This window comes from Sphingomonas sabuli (assembly GCF_014352855.1).
GTDB classification, from domain to species: Bacteria; Pseudomonadota; Alphaproteobacteria; order Sphingomonadales; family Sphingomonadaceae; genus Sphingomicrobium; species Sphingomicrobium sabuli.
Genome location: NZ_CP060697.1, coordinates 49385 through 62905, shown reverse-complemented (window position 1 = coordinate 62905; position 13521 = coordinate 49385). Strand labels below are relative to the sequence as shown.

Annotated in this window: 17 protein-coding genes; 7 read left to right on the top strand and 10 right to left on the bottom strand. The window is 65.6% G+C overall.

The annotated features are described in order from the left end of the window. Nucleotides 1–10: 10 nt before the first annotated feature. The gene (locus tag H8M03_RS00350) at nucleotides 11–1318 is read right to left on the bottom strand and encodes a cytochrome b (RefSeq protein ID WP_187479818.1); all 1308 of its coding nucleotides are present in this window, start codon (nucleotides 1316–1318) and stop codon (nucleotides 11–13) included. Nucleotides 1319–1332: 14 nt separating this feature from the next. Then, nucleotides 1333–1881 (bottom strand): ubiquinol-cytochrome c reductase iron-sulfur subunit, encoded by a 549-nt coding sequence (gene petA, locus H8M03_RS00345; protein ID WP_187479817.1) that lies wholly within the window; start codon nucleotides 1879–1881, stop codon nucleotides 1333–1335. Nucleotides 1882–2061: 180 nt separating this feature from the next. On the opposite strand from petA, the gene hemF reads away from it, so the two are divergent. Both hemF and H8M03_RS00335 read left to right on the top strand, forming a co-directional pair. Further along, on the top strand, nucleotides 2062–2928 hold the full coding sequence (hemF, locus tag H8M03_RS00340; RefSeq protein ID WP_187479816.1) for an oxygen-dependent coproporphyrinogen oxidase: 867 nt from the start codon (nucleotides 2062–2064) through the stop codon (nucleotides 2926–2928). Beyond that, complete coding sequence (locus H8M03_RS00335) at nucleotides 2925–3542, top strand: GNAT family N-acetyltransferase (RefSeq protein ID WP_187479815.1); 618 nt, start codon at nucleotides 2925–2927, stop codon at nucleotides 3540–3542. Before hemF ends, H8M03_RS00335 begins: the two co-directional genes overlap by 4 nt. Here the strand turns inward: H8M03_RS00335 and H8M03_RS00330 are convergent. Further along, nucleotides 3485–4312, bottom strand: coding sequence for a hypothetical protein (locus H8M03_RS00330; protein WP_187479814.1), 828 nt, complete (start codon nucleotides 4310–4312; stop codon nucleotides 3485–3487). The genes H8M03_RS00335 and H8M03_RS00330 overlap by 58 nt on opposite strands. 99 nt (nucleotides 4313–4411) lie before the next feature. Here H8M03_RS00330 and lipB point away from each other — a divergent pair, with 99 nt between their 5' ends. From lipB to H8M03_RS00315, 3 genes are all read left to right on the top strand, one after another. Continuing rightward, on the top strand, nucleotides 4412–5074 hold the full coding sequence (gene lipB, locus H8M03_RS00325) for a lipoyl(octanoyl) transferase LipB (RefSeq protein ID WP_187479813.1): 663 nt from the start codon (nucleotides 4412–4414) through the stop codon (nucleotides 5072–5074). Between the two features lie 83 nt (nucleotides 5075–5157). Next, nucleotides 5158–5400 carry a hypothetical protein gene (locus tag H8M03_RS00320; RefSeq protein WP_187479812.1) on the top strand — a complete coding sequence of 81 codons (243 nt, stop codon included), beginning with the start codon at nucleotides 5158–5160 and terminating at the stop codon, nucleotides 5398–5400. A 12-nt stretch (nucleotides 5401–5412) separates the two neighbouring features. After that, nucleotides 5413–5739: a hypothetical protein gene (locus H8M03_RS00315; protein ID WP_187479811.1), complete on the top strand. Its 327-nt coding sequence runs from the start codon at nucleotides 5413–5415 to the stop codon at nucleotides 5737–5739. On the opposite strand, the gene queE is transcribed toward H8M03_RS00315, so the two are convergent. From queE to hslO, 4 genes are all read right to left on the bottom strand, one after another. Then, nucleotides 5736–6368 carry a 7-carboxy-7-deazaguanine synthase gene (gene queE, locus H8M03_RS00310; protein WP_187479810.1) on the bottom strand — a complete coding sequence of 211 codons (633 nt, stop codon included), beginning with the start codon at nucleotides 6366–6368 and terminating at the stop codon, nucleotides 5736–5738. The genes H8M03_RS00315 and queE overlap by 4 nt on opposite strands. Beyond that, the gene (gene queC / locus H8M03_RS00305; protein WP_187479809.1) at nucleotides 6365–7054 is read right to left on the bottom strand and encodes a 7-cyano-7-deazaguanine synthase QueC; all 690 of its coding nucleotides are present in this window, start codon (nucleotides 7052–7054) and stop codon (nucleotides 6365–6367) included. The genes queE and queC overlap by 4 nt, the downstream gene beginning before the upstream one ends. 158 nt (nucleotides 7055–7212) lie before the next feature. Then, the gene (locus H8M03_RS00300) at nucleotides 7213–7596 is read right to left on the bottom strand and encodes a DUF3617 domain-containing protein (protein WP_187479808.1); all 384 of its coding nucleotides are present in this window, start codon (nucleotides 7594–7596) and stop codon (nucleotides 7213–7215) included. A 45-nt stretch (nucleotides 7597–7641) separates the two neighbouring features. Then, nucleotides 7642–8544 (bottom strand): Hsp33 family molecular chaperone HslO, encoded by a 903-nt coding sequence (gene hslO / locus H8M03_RS00295; RefSeq protein WP_187479807.1) that lies wholly within the window; start codon nucleotides 8542–8544, stop codon nucleotides 7642–7644. A gap of 77 nt (nucleotides 8545–8621) precedes the next feature. Between hslO and H8M03_RS00290 the strand changes: the two genes are divergently transcribed. Then, entirely contained in the window at nucleotides 8622–9728 is a 1107-nt protein-coding gene (locus tag H8M03_RS00290; RefSeq protein ID WP_246448936.1) for a 2OG-Fe(II) oxygenase family protein, read from the top strand. Here H8M03_RS00290 and H8M03_RS00285 read toward each other — a convergent pair. Then, nucleotides 9701–10891 carry an aspartate aminotransferase family protein gene (locus H8M03_RS00285; RefSeq protein ID WP_187479806.1) on the bottom strand — a complete coding sequence of 397 codons (1191 nt, stop codon included), beginning with the start codon at nucleotides 10889–10891 and terminating at the stop codon, nucleotides 9701–9703. The two genes, H8M03_RS00290 and H8M03_RS00285, sit on opposite strands and share 28 nt — an antisense overlap. A gap of 118 nt (nucleotides 10892–11009) precedes the next feature. Next, complete coding sequence (locus H8M03_RS00280) at nucleotides 11010–11564, bottom strand: hypothetical protein (RefSeq protein ID WP_187479805.1); 555 nt, start codon at nucleotides 11562–11564, stop codon at nucleotides 11010–11012. Between the two features lie 278 nt (nucleotides 11565–11842). On the opposite strand from H8M03_RS00280, the gene H8M03_RS00275 reads away from it, so the two are divergent. Continuing rightward, complete coding sequence (locus H8M03_RS00275; protein ID WP_187479804.1) at nucleotides 11843–12640, top strand: SapC family protein; 798 nt, start codon at nucleotides 11843–11845, stop codon at nucleotides 12638–12640. Nucleotides 12641–12652: 12 nt separating this feature from the next. Here the strand turns inward: H8M03_RS00275 and H8M03_RS00270 are convergent, their stop codons facing one another. After that, the gene (locus H8M03_RS00270) at nucleotides 12653–13492 is read right to left on the bottom strand and encodes an N-formylglutamate amidohydrolase (RefSeq protein ID WP_187479803.1); all 840 of its coding nucleotides are present in this window, start codon (nucleotides 13490–13492) and stop codon (nucleotides 12653–12655) included. Nucleotides 13493–13521 lie beyond the last annotated feature (29 nt).

Below are 13521 nucleotides of genomic sequence, written 5' to 3'. Positions count from 1 at the left end.
ATGCTTCCCCTTAGCCCGCGACCGTGGACTTCGTGCCGGTCTTCACCCCGGCGGGCGCGCTTTCCTCGTCTTCCCCGTGAAGGGCCGAGCTGCTGATCGAATCCGGCAGCGGCAAGGTCCGTTCATAGGCCGAAACGAACGGCAGGATGACGAGGAAATGCAAGAAATAATACGCCGATGCGATCTGCCCCAGAGCGATGTTCAGCGGGCTGATTTCCGCGCCGCCGACATAGCCCAGCACCAGCACGTCGATGACGAGGATGATGAAGAACCGCTTGAACATCGGGCGATAGTTGCCCGAGCGGACCGGTGAACGGTCGATCCACGGCAGGAAGAACAGCAGCAGGATCGCGCCGAACATGGCCAGCACGCCCCACAGCTTCGCCGGCAGGATGAAGTCGACCGTGAAGGAGCGCAGGATCGCGTAGAACGGCCAGAAATACCATTCCGGAACAATGTGCGCCGGAGTCGCCAGCGGGTTGGCCGGGATGTAATTGTCCGGGTGGCCGAGCGCGTTGGGCATGAAGAAGACGAACAGCGCGTAGAGCAGCACCACGGACGCGGCGAACCAGCCGTCCTTGGCGGTGTAGAAGGGATGGAACGGCAACGTGTCCTTTTCATCCTTTACGTCGACGCCGGTCGGGTTGCTCGATCCCGGGATGTGCAACGCCCAGATGTGCAGGACGACGACGCCCGCGATCACGAACGGCAAGAGGTAGTGGAGCGAGAAGAAGCGGGTCAGCGCAGCCTGGTCGGGCGCGTAACCGCCCAGCAGCCAGATGCGGATCGGTTCGCCCACGACCGGGAAGGCGGAGAAGAAGCCGGTGATGACCTGCGCACCCCAATAGCTCATCTGGCCCCACGGCAGGACGTAGCCCATGAAGGCGGTCGCCATCATCAGCAAATAGATGACCAGCCCAAGCATCCACACCAGTTCGCGCGGGGCCTTGTACGACCCGTAATAGAGCCCGCGGAAGATGTGGATGTAAGTGACGACGAAGAAGAAGCTGGCGCCGTTGGCGTGGGCATAGCGGATCAGCCAGCCCGCGTTGACGTCGCGCATGATGTGCTCGACCGAATTGAACGCGCCGTCACCGGTCGCGTAATACCACATCGCCAGCACGATGCCGGTGACGATCTGGACGGTCAGGAAAATCCCGGCGAGGACGCCGAAATTCCAGAAATAGTTGAGGTTGCGCGGCACCGGATAACCGCCGCCGACCGCACCGTACACCAGCCGCGGGAGCGGCAGGCGCTGATCGATCCAGCGCGTGAACTCGGTCTTCGGTTCGTACGGCTTCGCCCAGGAAAAACTCATTGCTTGGCGTCCCCTCAGCCAATCACGACGGTGTTCGGCGATGAAAATTCATAGTCCGGCACGACGAGGTTCGTCGGCGCCGGGCCGGTCCGGATCCGCGCCGCCGTGTCGTAGGCCGACCCGTGACACGGACAGAAATAGCCGCCGAACGGCCCCTTGTTCTCGCCTTCGCCGATGCCCAGCGGAACGCAGCCCAGATGGGTGCACACGCCCAACGTGATCAGCCAATTGGCCTTGCCCGGCTTGGTCCGTTCCGCCAGCGTCTGCGGATCGCGCAGTTCCGACAGCGGCACCTTGTTGGCGGCTTCGATCTCGGCCGGCACCAGATTGCGTACGAAGACCGGCTGCTTGCGCCAGACGGTCTTGATGCCCTGTCCGGGCTGGATCTTGGAAATGTCCACTTCGGTCGTCGACAGCGCCCGCACGTCGGCCGGCGGCGCCATCTGCACCAGCAGCGGGCCAACCGCAGCAGCGACACCGACGCCGGCGAAGCTCACTGCGGCGACATTTAGGAAATCGCGGCGGCGAACGCCGTCGCCATCCGTAACCGGAACGTCAGCCATGCTTACCCTATGACACTTGAAGGCCCGCCCAACGGAGCCCCCTTAAGGCGATTGGCGCGCCTGATAGCGAGACCATCGTGCACTGCCAAGGCCCTGTTGCGGCCCGTCCGTAGCACCGATCGCCTAATCCGCAAGGAGCGGCGCTTGCGCTGACGCCAAGGGTTCGCAATTAGCCGCCCCATGATCGAGCTCGACGCGCAGCAGCAGGCCGCCAGGACCTGGTTCGAAAGCCTTCGCGACCGCCTGTGCGGCGCGTTCGAAGGGATTGAGCGCGAAGCCGGCTCCGACGCCGCTTTCGTGCGCACCGCCTGGGAACGGCCGGACGAAAGCGGATCGCCCGGCGGCGGCGGCGTGCGCAGCCAGATGAACGGCCGCGTGTTCGAAAAGGTCGGGGTCAACGTGTCGACCGTCGGCGGCAGCTTTTCACCCGAGTTCGCGGGCAGCATTTTCGGCGCGGACCCGGACAACCCCGGATTTTTCGCCACCGGCATCAGCCTCGTCGCGCACATGGCCAACCCGCACGTGCCGGCCGTGCACATGAACCTGCGTTTCCTGACCACGCGAAAGCGCTGGTTCGGCGGCGGCGCCGATCTCAATCCCGCGACCCCCAATGACGAGGATACGGAAGCCTTTCACGCGCGGCTGCGCGCGGCGTGCGCGGCCCATGACCCGACCTTTTATCCGCGCTTTTCCAAATGGGCCGAGGAATATTTCTACCTTCCCCATCGCGGCGTCGATCGCGGCGTCGGCGGCATTTTCTACGACCATCTGGAATGTCACGAGCCCGGCGAAGGTGCGACATTCGAGCAGAATTTCGCGTTCACGCAGGCGGTCGGCGAAGCGCTGCTGGAGATTTTTCCGGCAATCGTCCGCCGCCGGATGCACACGCCGTTCGACGAGGCGGACCTTGAACGGCTGCTCGAGTTCCGCGGGCGCTATGTCGAGTTCAACCTGCTGTACGACCGCGGCACGCTGTTCGGCCTCAAGACCGGCGGCAATATCGACGCGATCCTGATGAGCTTGCCGCCGCTGGCGCGTTGGAAATGAGCTACGAAGCCGTCGCTGACGGCGACCTGGCCGCGGTCGTCACCTTCCTGGAGATGCGGCAGGCGCCGGATCTGGAGGTACCCGATTCGCCCCTCACCCTGCGACGCGTCGAGCAACCATCGGCCGGCGCCTATCGCACCCTCTTCCGCCGCGTCGGCGCCCGGTGGCTGTGGTTCTCGCGCCTGGTGATGGACGACGAGGCATTGATGCGGATCATCGCAGACCCTGGCGTCGAGCTGTTCATGGTGACCGACTCATCTGGCGCGGAAGTCGGGCTCCTCGAGCTCGATTTTCGCGAGGTCGGGGCATGCGAGTTGGCCTTCGTCGGGCTGGCGCCGGAACTGGCCGGCCAGGGCCATGGCCGGTGGTTGCTGGCCGAAGCGATCCGCCGGGCATGGCGCGACGGCATCGAGCGCGTGCACGTCCATACCTGCAGCCTCGACCATCCGGCGGCTCTGGGCGCATATTGCCGGGCCGGGTTCACGCCATACCGGCGAGCGATCGAGCGCTTTCGCGATCCCCGCCTGCTCGGCATCCTGCCGAGCGACTGTGCGCCTCAGGTGCCGCTGCTTGGGACGGAAACCGTTTCGGAGTCCCCGCCGCCGGCAAGCTGAAGGTAGATTTGCGACACCAGGACCGAAAACGGCACCGCGATCGCCGCCTGCAACGCGCTGACCAGCAAGCCATAGAGTAGCGCCCCGACGCTGAACGGCTTGATGTCGAGGAACAGCTGGATGAGCGAGCCGCCGCCGAGCTGGATCGCCAGGGTGATGATCATCAGCAGGATGAGCAGGAGGAGCACGAATCCGATCAGCTTTATGTAATGGCCGCTGACCAGCGCCGAGCAGCGCTTGAGGATATGGATCGGCCCGCCCGGTTCCGCTGTCGCCACCGGCACCAGCAGCAGGAACCGCGCTCCGACGAGGAGCGCAATGATCACCAGGAGCAGCACGGTCAGGCCCAGGCCGCTGGTTGCCGTCCCGCCGGCCGCTGCTGCCTCCAGCCCGTCCACGCCGACGAGCAGCATCGTCAGCGGAATGGCGATGAGGATCACGACAAGCGCGAGGATCAACACGGCGCCGATGAGCGGCAGCAGCCGCTTGAATCCGTGCGCGATGGAATCGCCGACGCTGGTCGCCGGACCGATGGCGAGCCGCGCGATCGCCAATTGCCCGACGAGGGCAAGGATGGTCGCGGCCAGCATCAGGGCGCTGGATTCGCCGCCCGGTTCCGCTCCGGAAAGCGCGGCGGGCGGCGCGGCCAGCACGACGACCGCCTGCGGCAACATGATCAGGGCCAGCGCGACAGCGACCATCAGCTTGCCGTCAGCGGCCAGCCGCGCCTTGCTGTCTTCCCATGCTTTCGAAATCGATAAACCGGCCATCTGCCCCTACGCCCCCTTCGCGAATCCTGCCGGACTTATGCGGGGGCGGCGCAGGCGTTGCAACTTGCCCGGCGGCGCCGCGCACGGCATCTGCCCGGCATGGAAACGATCGACGGCGTCGAATGGCGAACCAGCGAAGGCCTGGTGCCGTACGATGACGCGCTGGCCTTCATGGAGGCCCGCGCCGCAGCGATTCGCGCCGGCGAGGAGCGCGAGTGCGTGTGGCTGCTGGAACATCCGCCGCTGTTCACCGCCGGGACCAGCGCCGACCCGGCCGAACTGTTCAATCCGCTGGGCTTTCCGGTTTACGAAGCCGGTCGCGGCGGGCGTTACACCTATCACGGGCCGGGACAGCGGGTCGGGTACGTCATGATCGACCTCGACCGGCGCGGCCGCGACGTCCGCGCGCTGGTCCACGCGCTGGAAGGCTGGGTGATAAATTCACTCTCCGCCCTGGGCATCGCCGCCCACCGGGCGCCGGGCCGGATCGGCATCTGGGTCGGCGAAGGCCTCGCCGAAGCTAAGATCGCCGCCCTTGGGATCCGGGTGCGCCGCTGGGTGACGCTGCACGGGTTTTCGATCAACGTTGCGCCGGATCTTGGCCATTTTACCGGGATCGTGCCGTGCGGAATCAGCGATTTCGGCGTGACCAGCCTGGCCGCGGAAGGCAAAAACGCCACGATGGCGGACGTCGATGCCGCCTTGCGGGGCGCGTTCGCGCGATTTCTCAACGACTTGCCGGGAACCAATCAAGTCTCTTGATGGTAATGAGCCGTTCAGCTTATGCTGAGCGTGATTTGGGCAGCGGGATTCCGCGCCAGATCGAAATAAATAGGGAGTTTTGAATGCGTGCTCTGATCCTGGTCGCTGGTGCGGCCCTGGCGGTTGCTGGTTGCACCAACAACGAAGCCGCCGACAACAACACCATGGCGGTCGAGAACCTGACCGTCGACAACCTGGTTGTTGAAGACGCCAACACGGTGGACGTGAATGCGGTCGACATGAACGCGGTTACGGACGTCAATGCGGTCGACATGAACGTGACGACCGACACCAACGTGGCGAACAATACCACCACCAACATGTAATCGGCGGCTCCAATGGAGCCGTGCGATATCGAGGCTGCCGGGTTCGCCCGGCAGCCTCTTTTCTATCCGGAGAGAAAGCCGATCATGCGCCTTGGCCCGATAGCCCTTCTCGCCCTTCTCCTGACCGCTTGCGGAAGCGACGGACCGGCCGGCAACAATGCCGCGGTGACCGAGGAAACCGACGCGGGCGACATCGCCCCGGTCAATGATTCGACCGCGATCGACGCGGCCACCGGCGAAGCCGCCAACATGGCCGCGGACGTCAATTACAGTTTCGACGAGATCGACAACGAAAGCGGCAATGCGGCGGACAACGCCGCCGAAAACGCAGCCGACTAGGCCAGTCCGACGACCTTGTGTGCCTGGATCGTCAGGCGCCATTTGGGCCGGTCCATGGCCAACGCAATCGCCGCATCCCGCGCCGCGGCCCCGTCCGCGCAATCCAACGGCTGCACCAGAAAGTGGCGGAAATCCCAGTTTTCCAGTGCCGCGGGGTCGATCCCTTGCTGCGGCCACACAAGTTTGAGTTCGTCGCCCGACCGCTGGACCACCTCCGTCCCGGCCTTGGGGCTGATGCACACCCAGTCGATTCCGTCCGCCACCGGTAAGGTGCCGTTCGATTCAATCGCGATCTCAAAGCCCCGCGCATGCATGGCGTCGACCAGTTCGTCGTCCACCTGCAACATCGGTTCGCCGCCCGTCATCACCACCAGCCGCCGGTCGGGGCCTTCGCCCCAGGATGCCGCCACGGCATCGGCCAGCGCTTCGGCATTGGCGAACTTGCCGCCGCCCGGGCCATCGGTGCCGACAAAGTCGGTGTCGCAAAAGCGGCATTGCGCGGTCGCGCGGTCCTGTTCGCGCCCGCTCCACAGGTTGCAGCCGGAAAAGCGCAAGAACACCGCGCGCCGCCCGGCCTGCACGCCTTCTCCCTGCAGGGTGAGGAAGATTTCCTTGACCGCATAGGTCACGCCTGCGGTTGCCCCGCGTAGCGCGTCGGGTCCGGCAACCCAGCCTCGATGAAACCCTTGGCGCGCAGGCGGCAGGCGTCGCACAGGCCGCAATGGCGGCCATCCGCTGCCGGGTCGTAGCAGCTGTGGCTAAGCCCGGCGTCAAGGCCGAGGCGGGCGGCTTCGCGAGCGATATCGGCCTTGGTCATATGTTGCAGCGGCGCGTGGAGCGTGAACGGTTCGCCTTCGACCCCCGCCTTGGTGGCCGTGTTGGCGAGCGCTTCGAACTGGTCGATGAATTCCGGGCGGCAATCCGGATAGCCTGAATAATCGAGCGCGTTAACGCCGATGAACAGGTCGCGGGCGCCGACCGCCTCCGCCCAGGCGAGCGCGAGGCTGAGGAAGACCGTGTTGCGCGCGGGCACATAAGTGACGGGAATGCCCTCCCCCACGCCGCTTTTGGGAACGGCGATATCGCTGGTCAGCGCCGAACCCCCAAATTGCGTCAGGTCGAGGTCGAGGACCACGTGCCGCTGCGCCAGTTCGGCCGCGATGCGCGCTGCCGCCTGCAGCTCAATCGCGTGCCGCTGCCCGTAATTGACGGTCAGGGCCAGCACGGCAAACCCCTGCTCGCGGGCAAGCCCCGCGGCCACCATCGAATCGAGCCCGCCGGAAACGAGGACAACGGCTTTGCGCTGGTCGGTCATGATGGCGGCGCTCTTAAGCGGCTTCGGCGGTCAAAAGAAGGGCCGCCCAACCGGCAGGAGGGGCGGCCCAGTCGATCGGACGCAAGCCCGATTCGGGAGGAAAGCGTGCCAGAAGACCGGCACGCGATTCTCCTACCGCGGCTTGGTTAAACACCGGCTTAATGAGCCGGGCAGTCTCCGACCCGTCGGGCCTGGAAGACGTAATTGAAGGGCGCACCGTCCGAGATGCCCTGCGTCTGCACCCGCAAGGAGCGCGGCGTTACCAACCGCATGGCCGATTCGCCGAAGCCGCCGCCCGGGCAGGTGTAATGCACCGTTGCCAGCGCGGCCGTATCGCGAATCACGACTCGCGTGCAACTTTTGCGCTGATGTTCGAGCTGGGCGAGCGCGGCGACCTGCGCCACGCAACTGCGCTTGAGCGGCGTTCCCGCGCGTTCGATTTCCCACAATCCTGGCTGGGCAGTCGTCAGCACCGTCGCCGGCGCGGCGGCGACGAGCAGGAGCGACACGGCTCCCATGGACACAAGGGCAATGCGCTTCATCACTGAACCGTCTTTTAGCACGAATTTGTTACTCGGGAATTGCCGTCAGGCGCCGTCGTCGAGCGAAATCGGGAAACTTTGCGAGCAGAATTCGCAATCGACGCGGATGAAGCCGTCGTCGCCGACCATCTGCGCGCGCTCCTCCGCCGGGAATCGGGCGATGACCGAGCGGACATAGTCGGGATCGCAGCGGCAACCGCGCGCCAGCGGGACCGGGTCCAGGGTGCGCACTTCCGCTTCTTCATGAAACAGACGCCAGGCGAGCGTATCGAGCGCGACGCCGGGATCGACCAGTTCCTCCGGCTTCACCGAACCGGCCAGGATCGCCACGTGCGGCCAGTCGGGGTGGTCGAGGCGGGTGTGCAGCCGTTCCCGGCCCTCTTCGCCCTCGGGAAGGTGCTGGAACAGCAACCCGCCCGCGCTCCAGCCCCCGTCCCGCTGTTCGGCCGCGAGCCGGACGACGCTGGGAATCTGCTCGGACTGCGCGAAGAAGCTCTCCGCCGCGCGCGCCAGGCTTTCGCCTTCCAACGGAACGATGCCCTGATAACGCTCGTCCATCCCGGGATGGTCGAACGTGATGGCGAGGTAGCCCTTGCCGAACAGTGCGAACAGCGAAGGGTTGGGGCCGGCCTCCGCCAACCGGTCCGGATCGTGGCGGACGTAGCCGCGCAATTCGCCGCCAAGGTAATCGCACACCAACAGGTCGATCGCCCCGTTTTCGGTCTGCGCCTGCAAGGTGACCTGGCCTTGCGGCTCCTTGAGCATCGCGCCGAGCAGGGCGGTCAGGACGAGCGCCTCGCCCAGCAGCCGTTCGATCACCGGCGGATATTTGTGGTTGGACAGGATGGTGTCGAGCGCGGGCCCAATGCGCACCAACCGGCCGCGCGCGTTGCGCGCCGGAATGGTGACGCCAAGGGCGACGTCGGTGCTCAATTCGATTGCTGGCATGGCGCGTAGATAGGAAGCGCCCCGCCGCGTCACAACGGGCACTTGTGGCGCCGCTCCGGGCTTGCAATGTTGGGCAGGTGACCGACCCATCCCCTGCCCCGCCACCGCTCGGCCGCGGCGACGCCGCGCCCTGGTTCCGCGCCCCTGCCCTGTCGGGCTCGCCCACCTATGCGTTCGATACCGTCGCCGGTCGCCATGTGCTAATGCTGTTCTACGGCAGCGCGGCCCGGCCGGAGGCCGCCGCAGCGCTGGCGCTGGTCGCCGCGAACCGGCGTCTGTTCGACGACGACAAGGCCTGTTTCTTCGGCATCACTTCCGACCCGACGGACCCCGGCGCGGGCCGGATCGCCCAACAGATCCCCGGCATTCGCCATTTCCTCGACTTCGACCGCAAGCTCGGCGCGCTCTACCGCACCGTCGGGCCGGCTGGTTTCGAGCCGCGCTGGCTGGTGCTCGATCCGGCCCTCCGCGTGCTGGGCGGATTTCCGATCGACGCGGGGGAAGCGGCCATCGCCCTGCTCCGCTCCGAGATTGCCGCGGTCAGCGACGACGGCTGGGCCCCGGTGCTGCAGATTCCCAACGTGCTTTCCGCCGACACCTGCGCCGAATTGGTCCGGCGGTACGAGGCGCAGGGCGGCGAGGAATCGGGCTTCATGCGCGACGTGAACGGCAAGACCACGCTGGTGCTCGACCCGTCGCACAAGCAGCGCCGCGACTGGACGATCGACGACGAGGCGCTGATCAAGTCGCTGGTCGGGCAATTGAGCGCCCACCTGACCACGCCGATAAAGCGCGCCTTCCAGTTCACGCCGACCCGGATCGAACGCTACATCGTCGCCTGTTACGAAGCTGGCGCCGGGCATTTCCGGCCGCACCGCGACAACCTGACCATGGGCACGGCGCACCGCAAATTCGCGGTCACCATCAACCTCAACGCCGGCAACTATGAAGGCGGCGACCTGCGCTTTCCCGAATTCGGCCAGCGCACCTATCGCGCGACCACTGGCGGAGCGGTCGTCTTTTCCTGTTCGCTACTGCACGAGGCGACGCCGGTGACCAGCGGGAAGCGATACGCCTTCCTGCCGTTCCTGTACGACGAAGAAGGCGCGAAAATCCGCGAGGCGAACAATCGCCACCTCGGCGAGGGCATCGAACCCTACAAGGCTTCGGCCGGCACCTCGTAGACCGCCGCCGCCTGCGACAGGCGGTCGACGAATTCGCGGATATGATTGTCGTCGATCACCAGCGGCGGCAAAACGCGCATGACGTTGTCGCCGGCCGCGACCGCCAGCAGGCCCTGCCCGCGCAGCCAGTTCACGAACGCGCGGCTGTCGGTCTTCATCTTGATGCCCAGCATCAGACCCATGCCCCGGACGCTGTCGAACAGGCCGTCGTGGTTAGGGATCATCTGTTCGAGCGCGGCGCGAAGCCGGTCGCCCATCTGGCGGACGTGGGCGAGAAATTCGTCGTTGGCGACCACGTCGAGCACCGCTTCGCCCGCGGCCATCGCCAACGGGTTGCCGCCATAGGTCGATCCGTGGGTGCCGATGACCATACCTTGCGCCGCTTTTTCGGTCGCCAGGCAAGCGCCCAGCGGAAAGCCGCCGCCGATGCCTTTGGCACTGGCAAGAATGTCGGGTTCGACGCCATATTGTTCGTAAGCGAACAGCGTACCGGTGCGGGCCATGCCGCACTGCACTTCGTCGAACACCAGCATGAGGTCGTTGTCGTCGCACGCCTTGCGCAGGCCCTGGATGAATTCCTTCGACGCCGGGCGGATGCCGCCTTCGCCCTGCACCGGTTCGATCAGGAAACCGGCGGTGTGATCGTCGACCGCGGCCAGCGCCGCGTCGAGATTGTCGAACTCCACCACCTTGAAACCGGGGAGCAGCGGCGCGAAACCGTCACGGAGCTTTTCCTGGTTGGTCGCGCTGATCGTCGCCATCGTTCGGCCGTGGAACGCGTTCGAAAACGTGATCAGGTCATGCTTGTGCGGCTGACCCTTGGCATGATGATAGCGGCGCGCCGTCTTGATCGCGCATTCGACCGCCTCGGCGCCTGAATTGGTGAAGAACACCGTGTCGGCAAAGGTCAGGTCGACCAGCCGCTGCGCCAGGCGTTCGCCTTGCGGCGACCCGTAGAGGTTGGACACGTGCATCAGCTGCGCGGCCTGATTCTGGATGGCCTTGGTCAGATGCGGGTGGCCGTGGCCCAGCAGGTTGACCGCGATGCCCGACGCGAAGTCGAGATATTGTTCGCCGTTCTCGCCGTAGAGATAAACCCCTTCGCCCCTGACCGGACGCACTTCGCAGCGCGGATAGACAGGCATGAGCGGGGTAATGGTCATCGGCGAGAACTCCTCAAAATCGGTGGGCTGGATTTGGCGCCGCTATAGCCACAGGCCGGGCAAAAGAAAAAGGCGCGCCGGAGTGATCCAGCGCGCCTTCTTTTGCCCTACCGGCCGATCAATGATGATCGTGGCGGCGACCGCGGTCGTCTTCGTAGCGGTCGTTGCGCCCGTCGCGGTCGCGATCCTGCCAGAAGTCGTTCCAGCGGCGGTCGTCACGACGCCAGGTACGGCCTTCGTAAAGGACGCGCTGGATGCGCTGTTCGAGACCCGCGATGCGATTCTGCATCTCGTAACTCTCGTTCGGCGACAGGCCGTAGCGGGCAACGCTCTGCAGGCGGCGTTCGATGGTGCGCGACGCGTTGCGCAGCCGGTCGGCTTCGCGGTTGCGAATGTAATCACGGCGGTCGAGCTGGTTGATGGTCGACTGCAGCTTGTTGATCCGCGATTGCAGCGCGAACACCTGGCCGTAATTGTTCTGATAGCCATAGCCATTCTGATAGCCGTAGGCGTTCTGGTAACCGTAGCCGTTCTGGTACCCGTTGGCGTAGCCGTACGGCGAACCGTAGGAATAGCCATATTGCACGACCGGGCGGCCCCACTGGGCAGCAGCCGGCGTTGCAACGGCGAGGGTGCCTGCAGCGAGGGCGAGAGATAACAGGACTTTACGCATCGTTGCTCTCCTTTCGAGCGGTTGATGCTGCCCTTTTGTCATGCCCCGCGTGTTCGATCGCTGAATGCGAATGTAAGCCGGCGTTCAACTTGTTTAACACCCGTAATGTCCCGTTCAGTTTTCCGGACGATTTACGGCCCAACTGCCAAGGGCACCGCCGCACTTTTCGATGAGATGGGCGCGACATGGTTGCGAAAGCCGGCTGGCTTGCTAAGGGCGTCGCGAATTACGGCTCGCCGTGGCATCCGCCGACCGCCAGCCCATCCGGAGGAACGTTCATGGCGACTCAAGCGCCGGCCCAGCCGCAGCTGCCGCTTCTTTATTCCGCACTCGAACCTTTGAGCTCGGGCGCGCATGGCAAGATGAAAATCCGTGCCATCGAAAAGGCCCCTCAGGCCGGTTCGACCCATGCCTTTCCGGCGACGGTCGATGAATTCACGCTGCTGTCGCGGCATTATCCGATCATCTTCGCGGTTGGCGATCAGCCGGTGCCGCTGGCGCTGATGGGCCTGACCGAGGGCACCAACGTGTTCCTCGACGAAAACGGCCTGCCGACCGATTCGAACCTGTACATCCCGGCCTATCTGCGCCGCTATCCGTTCCTGCTGGCGCGCATTCGTCCGGACAGCGACGAATTGTCGCTGTGCTTCGATCCCAGCAGCGGCGCGGTCGGCGATTTCGAGGACGGCGAGGCGCTGTTCGACGAGGACGGGCAGCCGAGCAACGCGACCAAGGCCGTGTTGAATTTCTGCGAGCAGTTCGAGGCAGCCGGCCAGCGCACCACTGCGTTCGTCGAGGACCTCAACAAGAGCGGCCTGCTGATGGACGGCGAAGTCGCCATTCAGCCGGAAGGCGCCGACCAGCCGTTCATCTATCGCGGTTTCAAGATGGTCGACGAGGAAAAGCTGCGCGACCTGCGCGGCGACGAGCTGCGCAAGTTCAACCAGAGCGGCCTGCTCCCGCTGATCTTTGCGCACCTCTTCTCGCTGTCGCAGATCCGCGAGTTATTCGCCCGCCAGGTGCAGCAGGGCAAGGGTCCGGCCGCGTTGCGGAAGGCCGAACCGGCCGACGCCTAAGCCGGATCGACCCTATTCGGCGGCGGCCGCGAGCCGCCGGTCGAGCAGGAGCTCGCCCAGCCCGACGGTCAAACTCTCCAGCAGGTCGGCGATGGCGTCGAACTGGGCGCCGGGCTCGCCTTGCGCCGTCAGGTAGCAGCGGCGATCGATTTCGACCTGGATGGCGTGCACCCCGGACTGCGGAGCGGCGTGGCGGTCGAGTATGTGCCCACCGGCAAACGGGTCGTTGACGCTGGCGACGAAGCCTGACTCTTTGGCGATGTCCACGGCGGCACTCATCAGCCAGGGTGCGGCGCTGCGCCCATAGCGATCTCCGAACACGACCGAGGCACCGCACTTGCTCGGCGGCATCGAATGGCAATCGAGCAGCAGCGCGCAGCCAAAGGTGCCGGCAAGGTCGGCCAGCTGCCGCTCCAGCGCTGCATGATACGGCCTGTACGCGGTCTCCAGCCGCCGATCGAGCGCGGCGTTGGACAGGCGGCGCCGCCACAGATGCCCGTGGGCAAGCGTCCGGGAGGGCACGATGCCGAGCCCGCCGCGGGCGCGGACGCTGGGCGGCGCGTTGCGAAAACCGGGCACCAGCGCCGGATCGACCTCGTCCTCCGCACGATTGCAATCGACCGCGGCGCGCGGGGTCGCGGCGATGACCGCGCCGACGCCGTGGCCGAGCGCGCGCCACACGAGCCGGTCGACGAACGGGTCCTCCAGCGGTTGCAGCGATTTGAGGCCGTGCCGCGCTTCGGCGATCAGCCAGTCGGGATAGTCGCGCCCGGCATGCGGCACCGACAGCAGCACCGGCAGGCGGCCGCGGGGCGGATGGACGATCGGCAAGGCGAGCGGGGATTCGGTCAACTGTCCCAGATTAGGACTGGGCCAAGGCG

Coding starts and splice junctions, on each gene's coding strand:
- H8M03_RS00300 (WP_187479808.1), bottom strand. CDS start 7,596: ATGAAGCGCATTGCCCTTGTGTCCATGGGAGCCGTGTCGCTCCTGCTC.
- H8M03_RS00280 (WP_187479805.1), bottom strand. CDS start 11,564: ATGCGTAAAGTCCTGTTATCTCTCGCCCTCGCTGCAGGCACCCTCGCC.
- lipB (WP_187479813.1), top strand. CDS start 4,412: ATGGAAACGATCGACGGCGTCGAATGGCGAACCAGCGAAGGCCTGGTG.
- H8M03_RS00350 (WP_187479818.1), bottom strand. CDS start 1,318: ATGAGTTTTTCCTGGGCGAAGCCGTACGAACCGAAGACCGAGTTCACG.
- petA (WP_187479817.1), bottom strand. CDS start 1,881: ATGGCTGACGTTCCGGTTACGGATGGCGACGGCGTTCGCCGCCGCGAT.
- H8M03_RS00285 (WP_187479806.1), bottom strand. CDS start 10,891: ATGACCATTACCCCGCTCATGCCTGTCTATCCGCGCTGCGAAGTGCGT.
- H8M03_RS00275 (WP_187479804.1), top strand. CDS start 11,843: ATGGCGACTCAAGCGCCGGCCCAGCCGCAGCTGCCGCTTCTTTATTCC.
- H8M03_RS00335 (WP_187479815.1), top strand. CDS start 2,925: ATGAGCTACGAAGCCGTCGCTGACGGCGACCTGGCCGCGGTCGTCACC.
- queC (WP_187479809.1), bottom strand. CDS start 7,054: ATGACCGACCAGCGCAAAGCCGTTGTCCTCGTTTCCGGCGGGCTCGAT.
- H8M03_RS00320 (WP_187479812.1), top strand. CDS start 5,158: ATGCGTGCTCTGATCCTGGTCGCTGGTGCGGCCCTGGCGGTTGCTGGT.
- hemF (WP_187479816.1), top strand. CDS start 2,062: ATGATCGAGCTCGACGCGCAGCAGCAGGCCGCCAGGACCTGGTTCGAA.
- H8M03_RS00330 (WP_187479814.1), bottom strand. CDS start 4,312: ATGGCCGGTTTATCGATTTCGAAAGCATGGGAAGACAGCAAGGCGCGG.
- H8M03_RS00315 (WP_187479811.1), top strand. CDS start 5,413: ATGGAGCCGTGCGATATCGAGGCTGCCGGGTTCGCCCGGCAGCCTCTT.
- hslO (WP_187479807.1), bottom strand. CDS start 8,544: ATGCCAGCAATCGAATTGAGCACCGACGTCGCCCTTGGCGTCACCATT.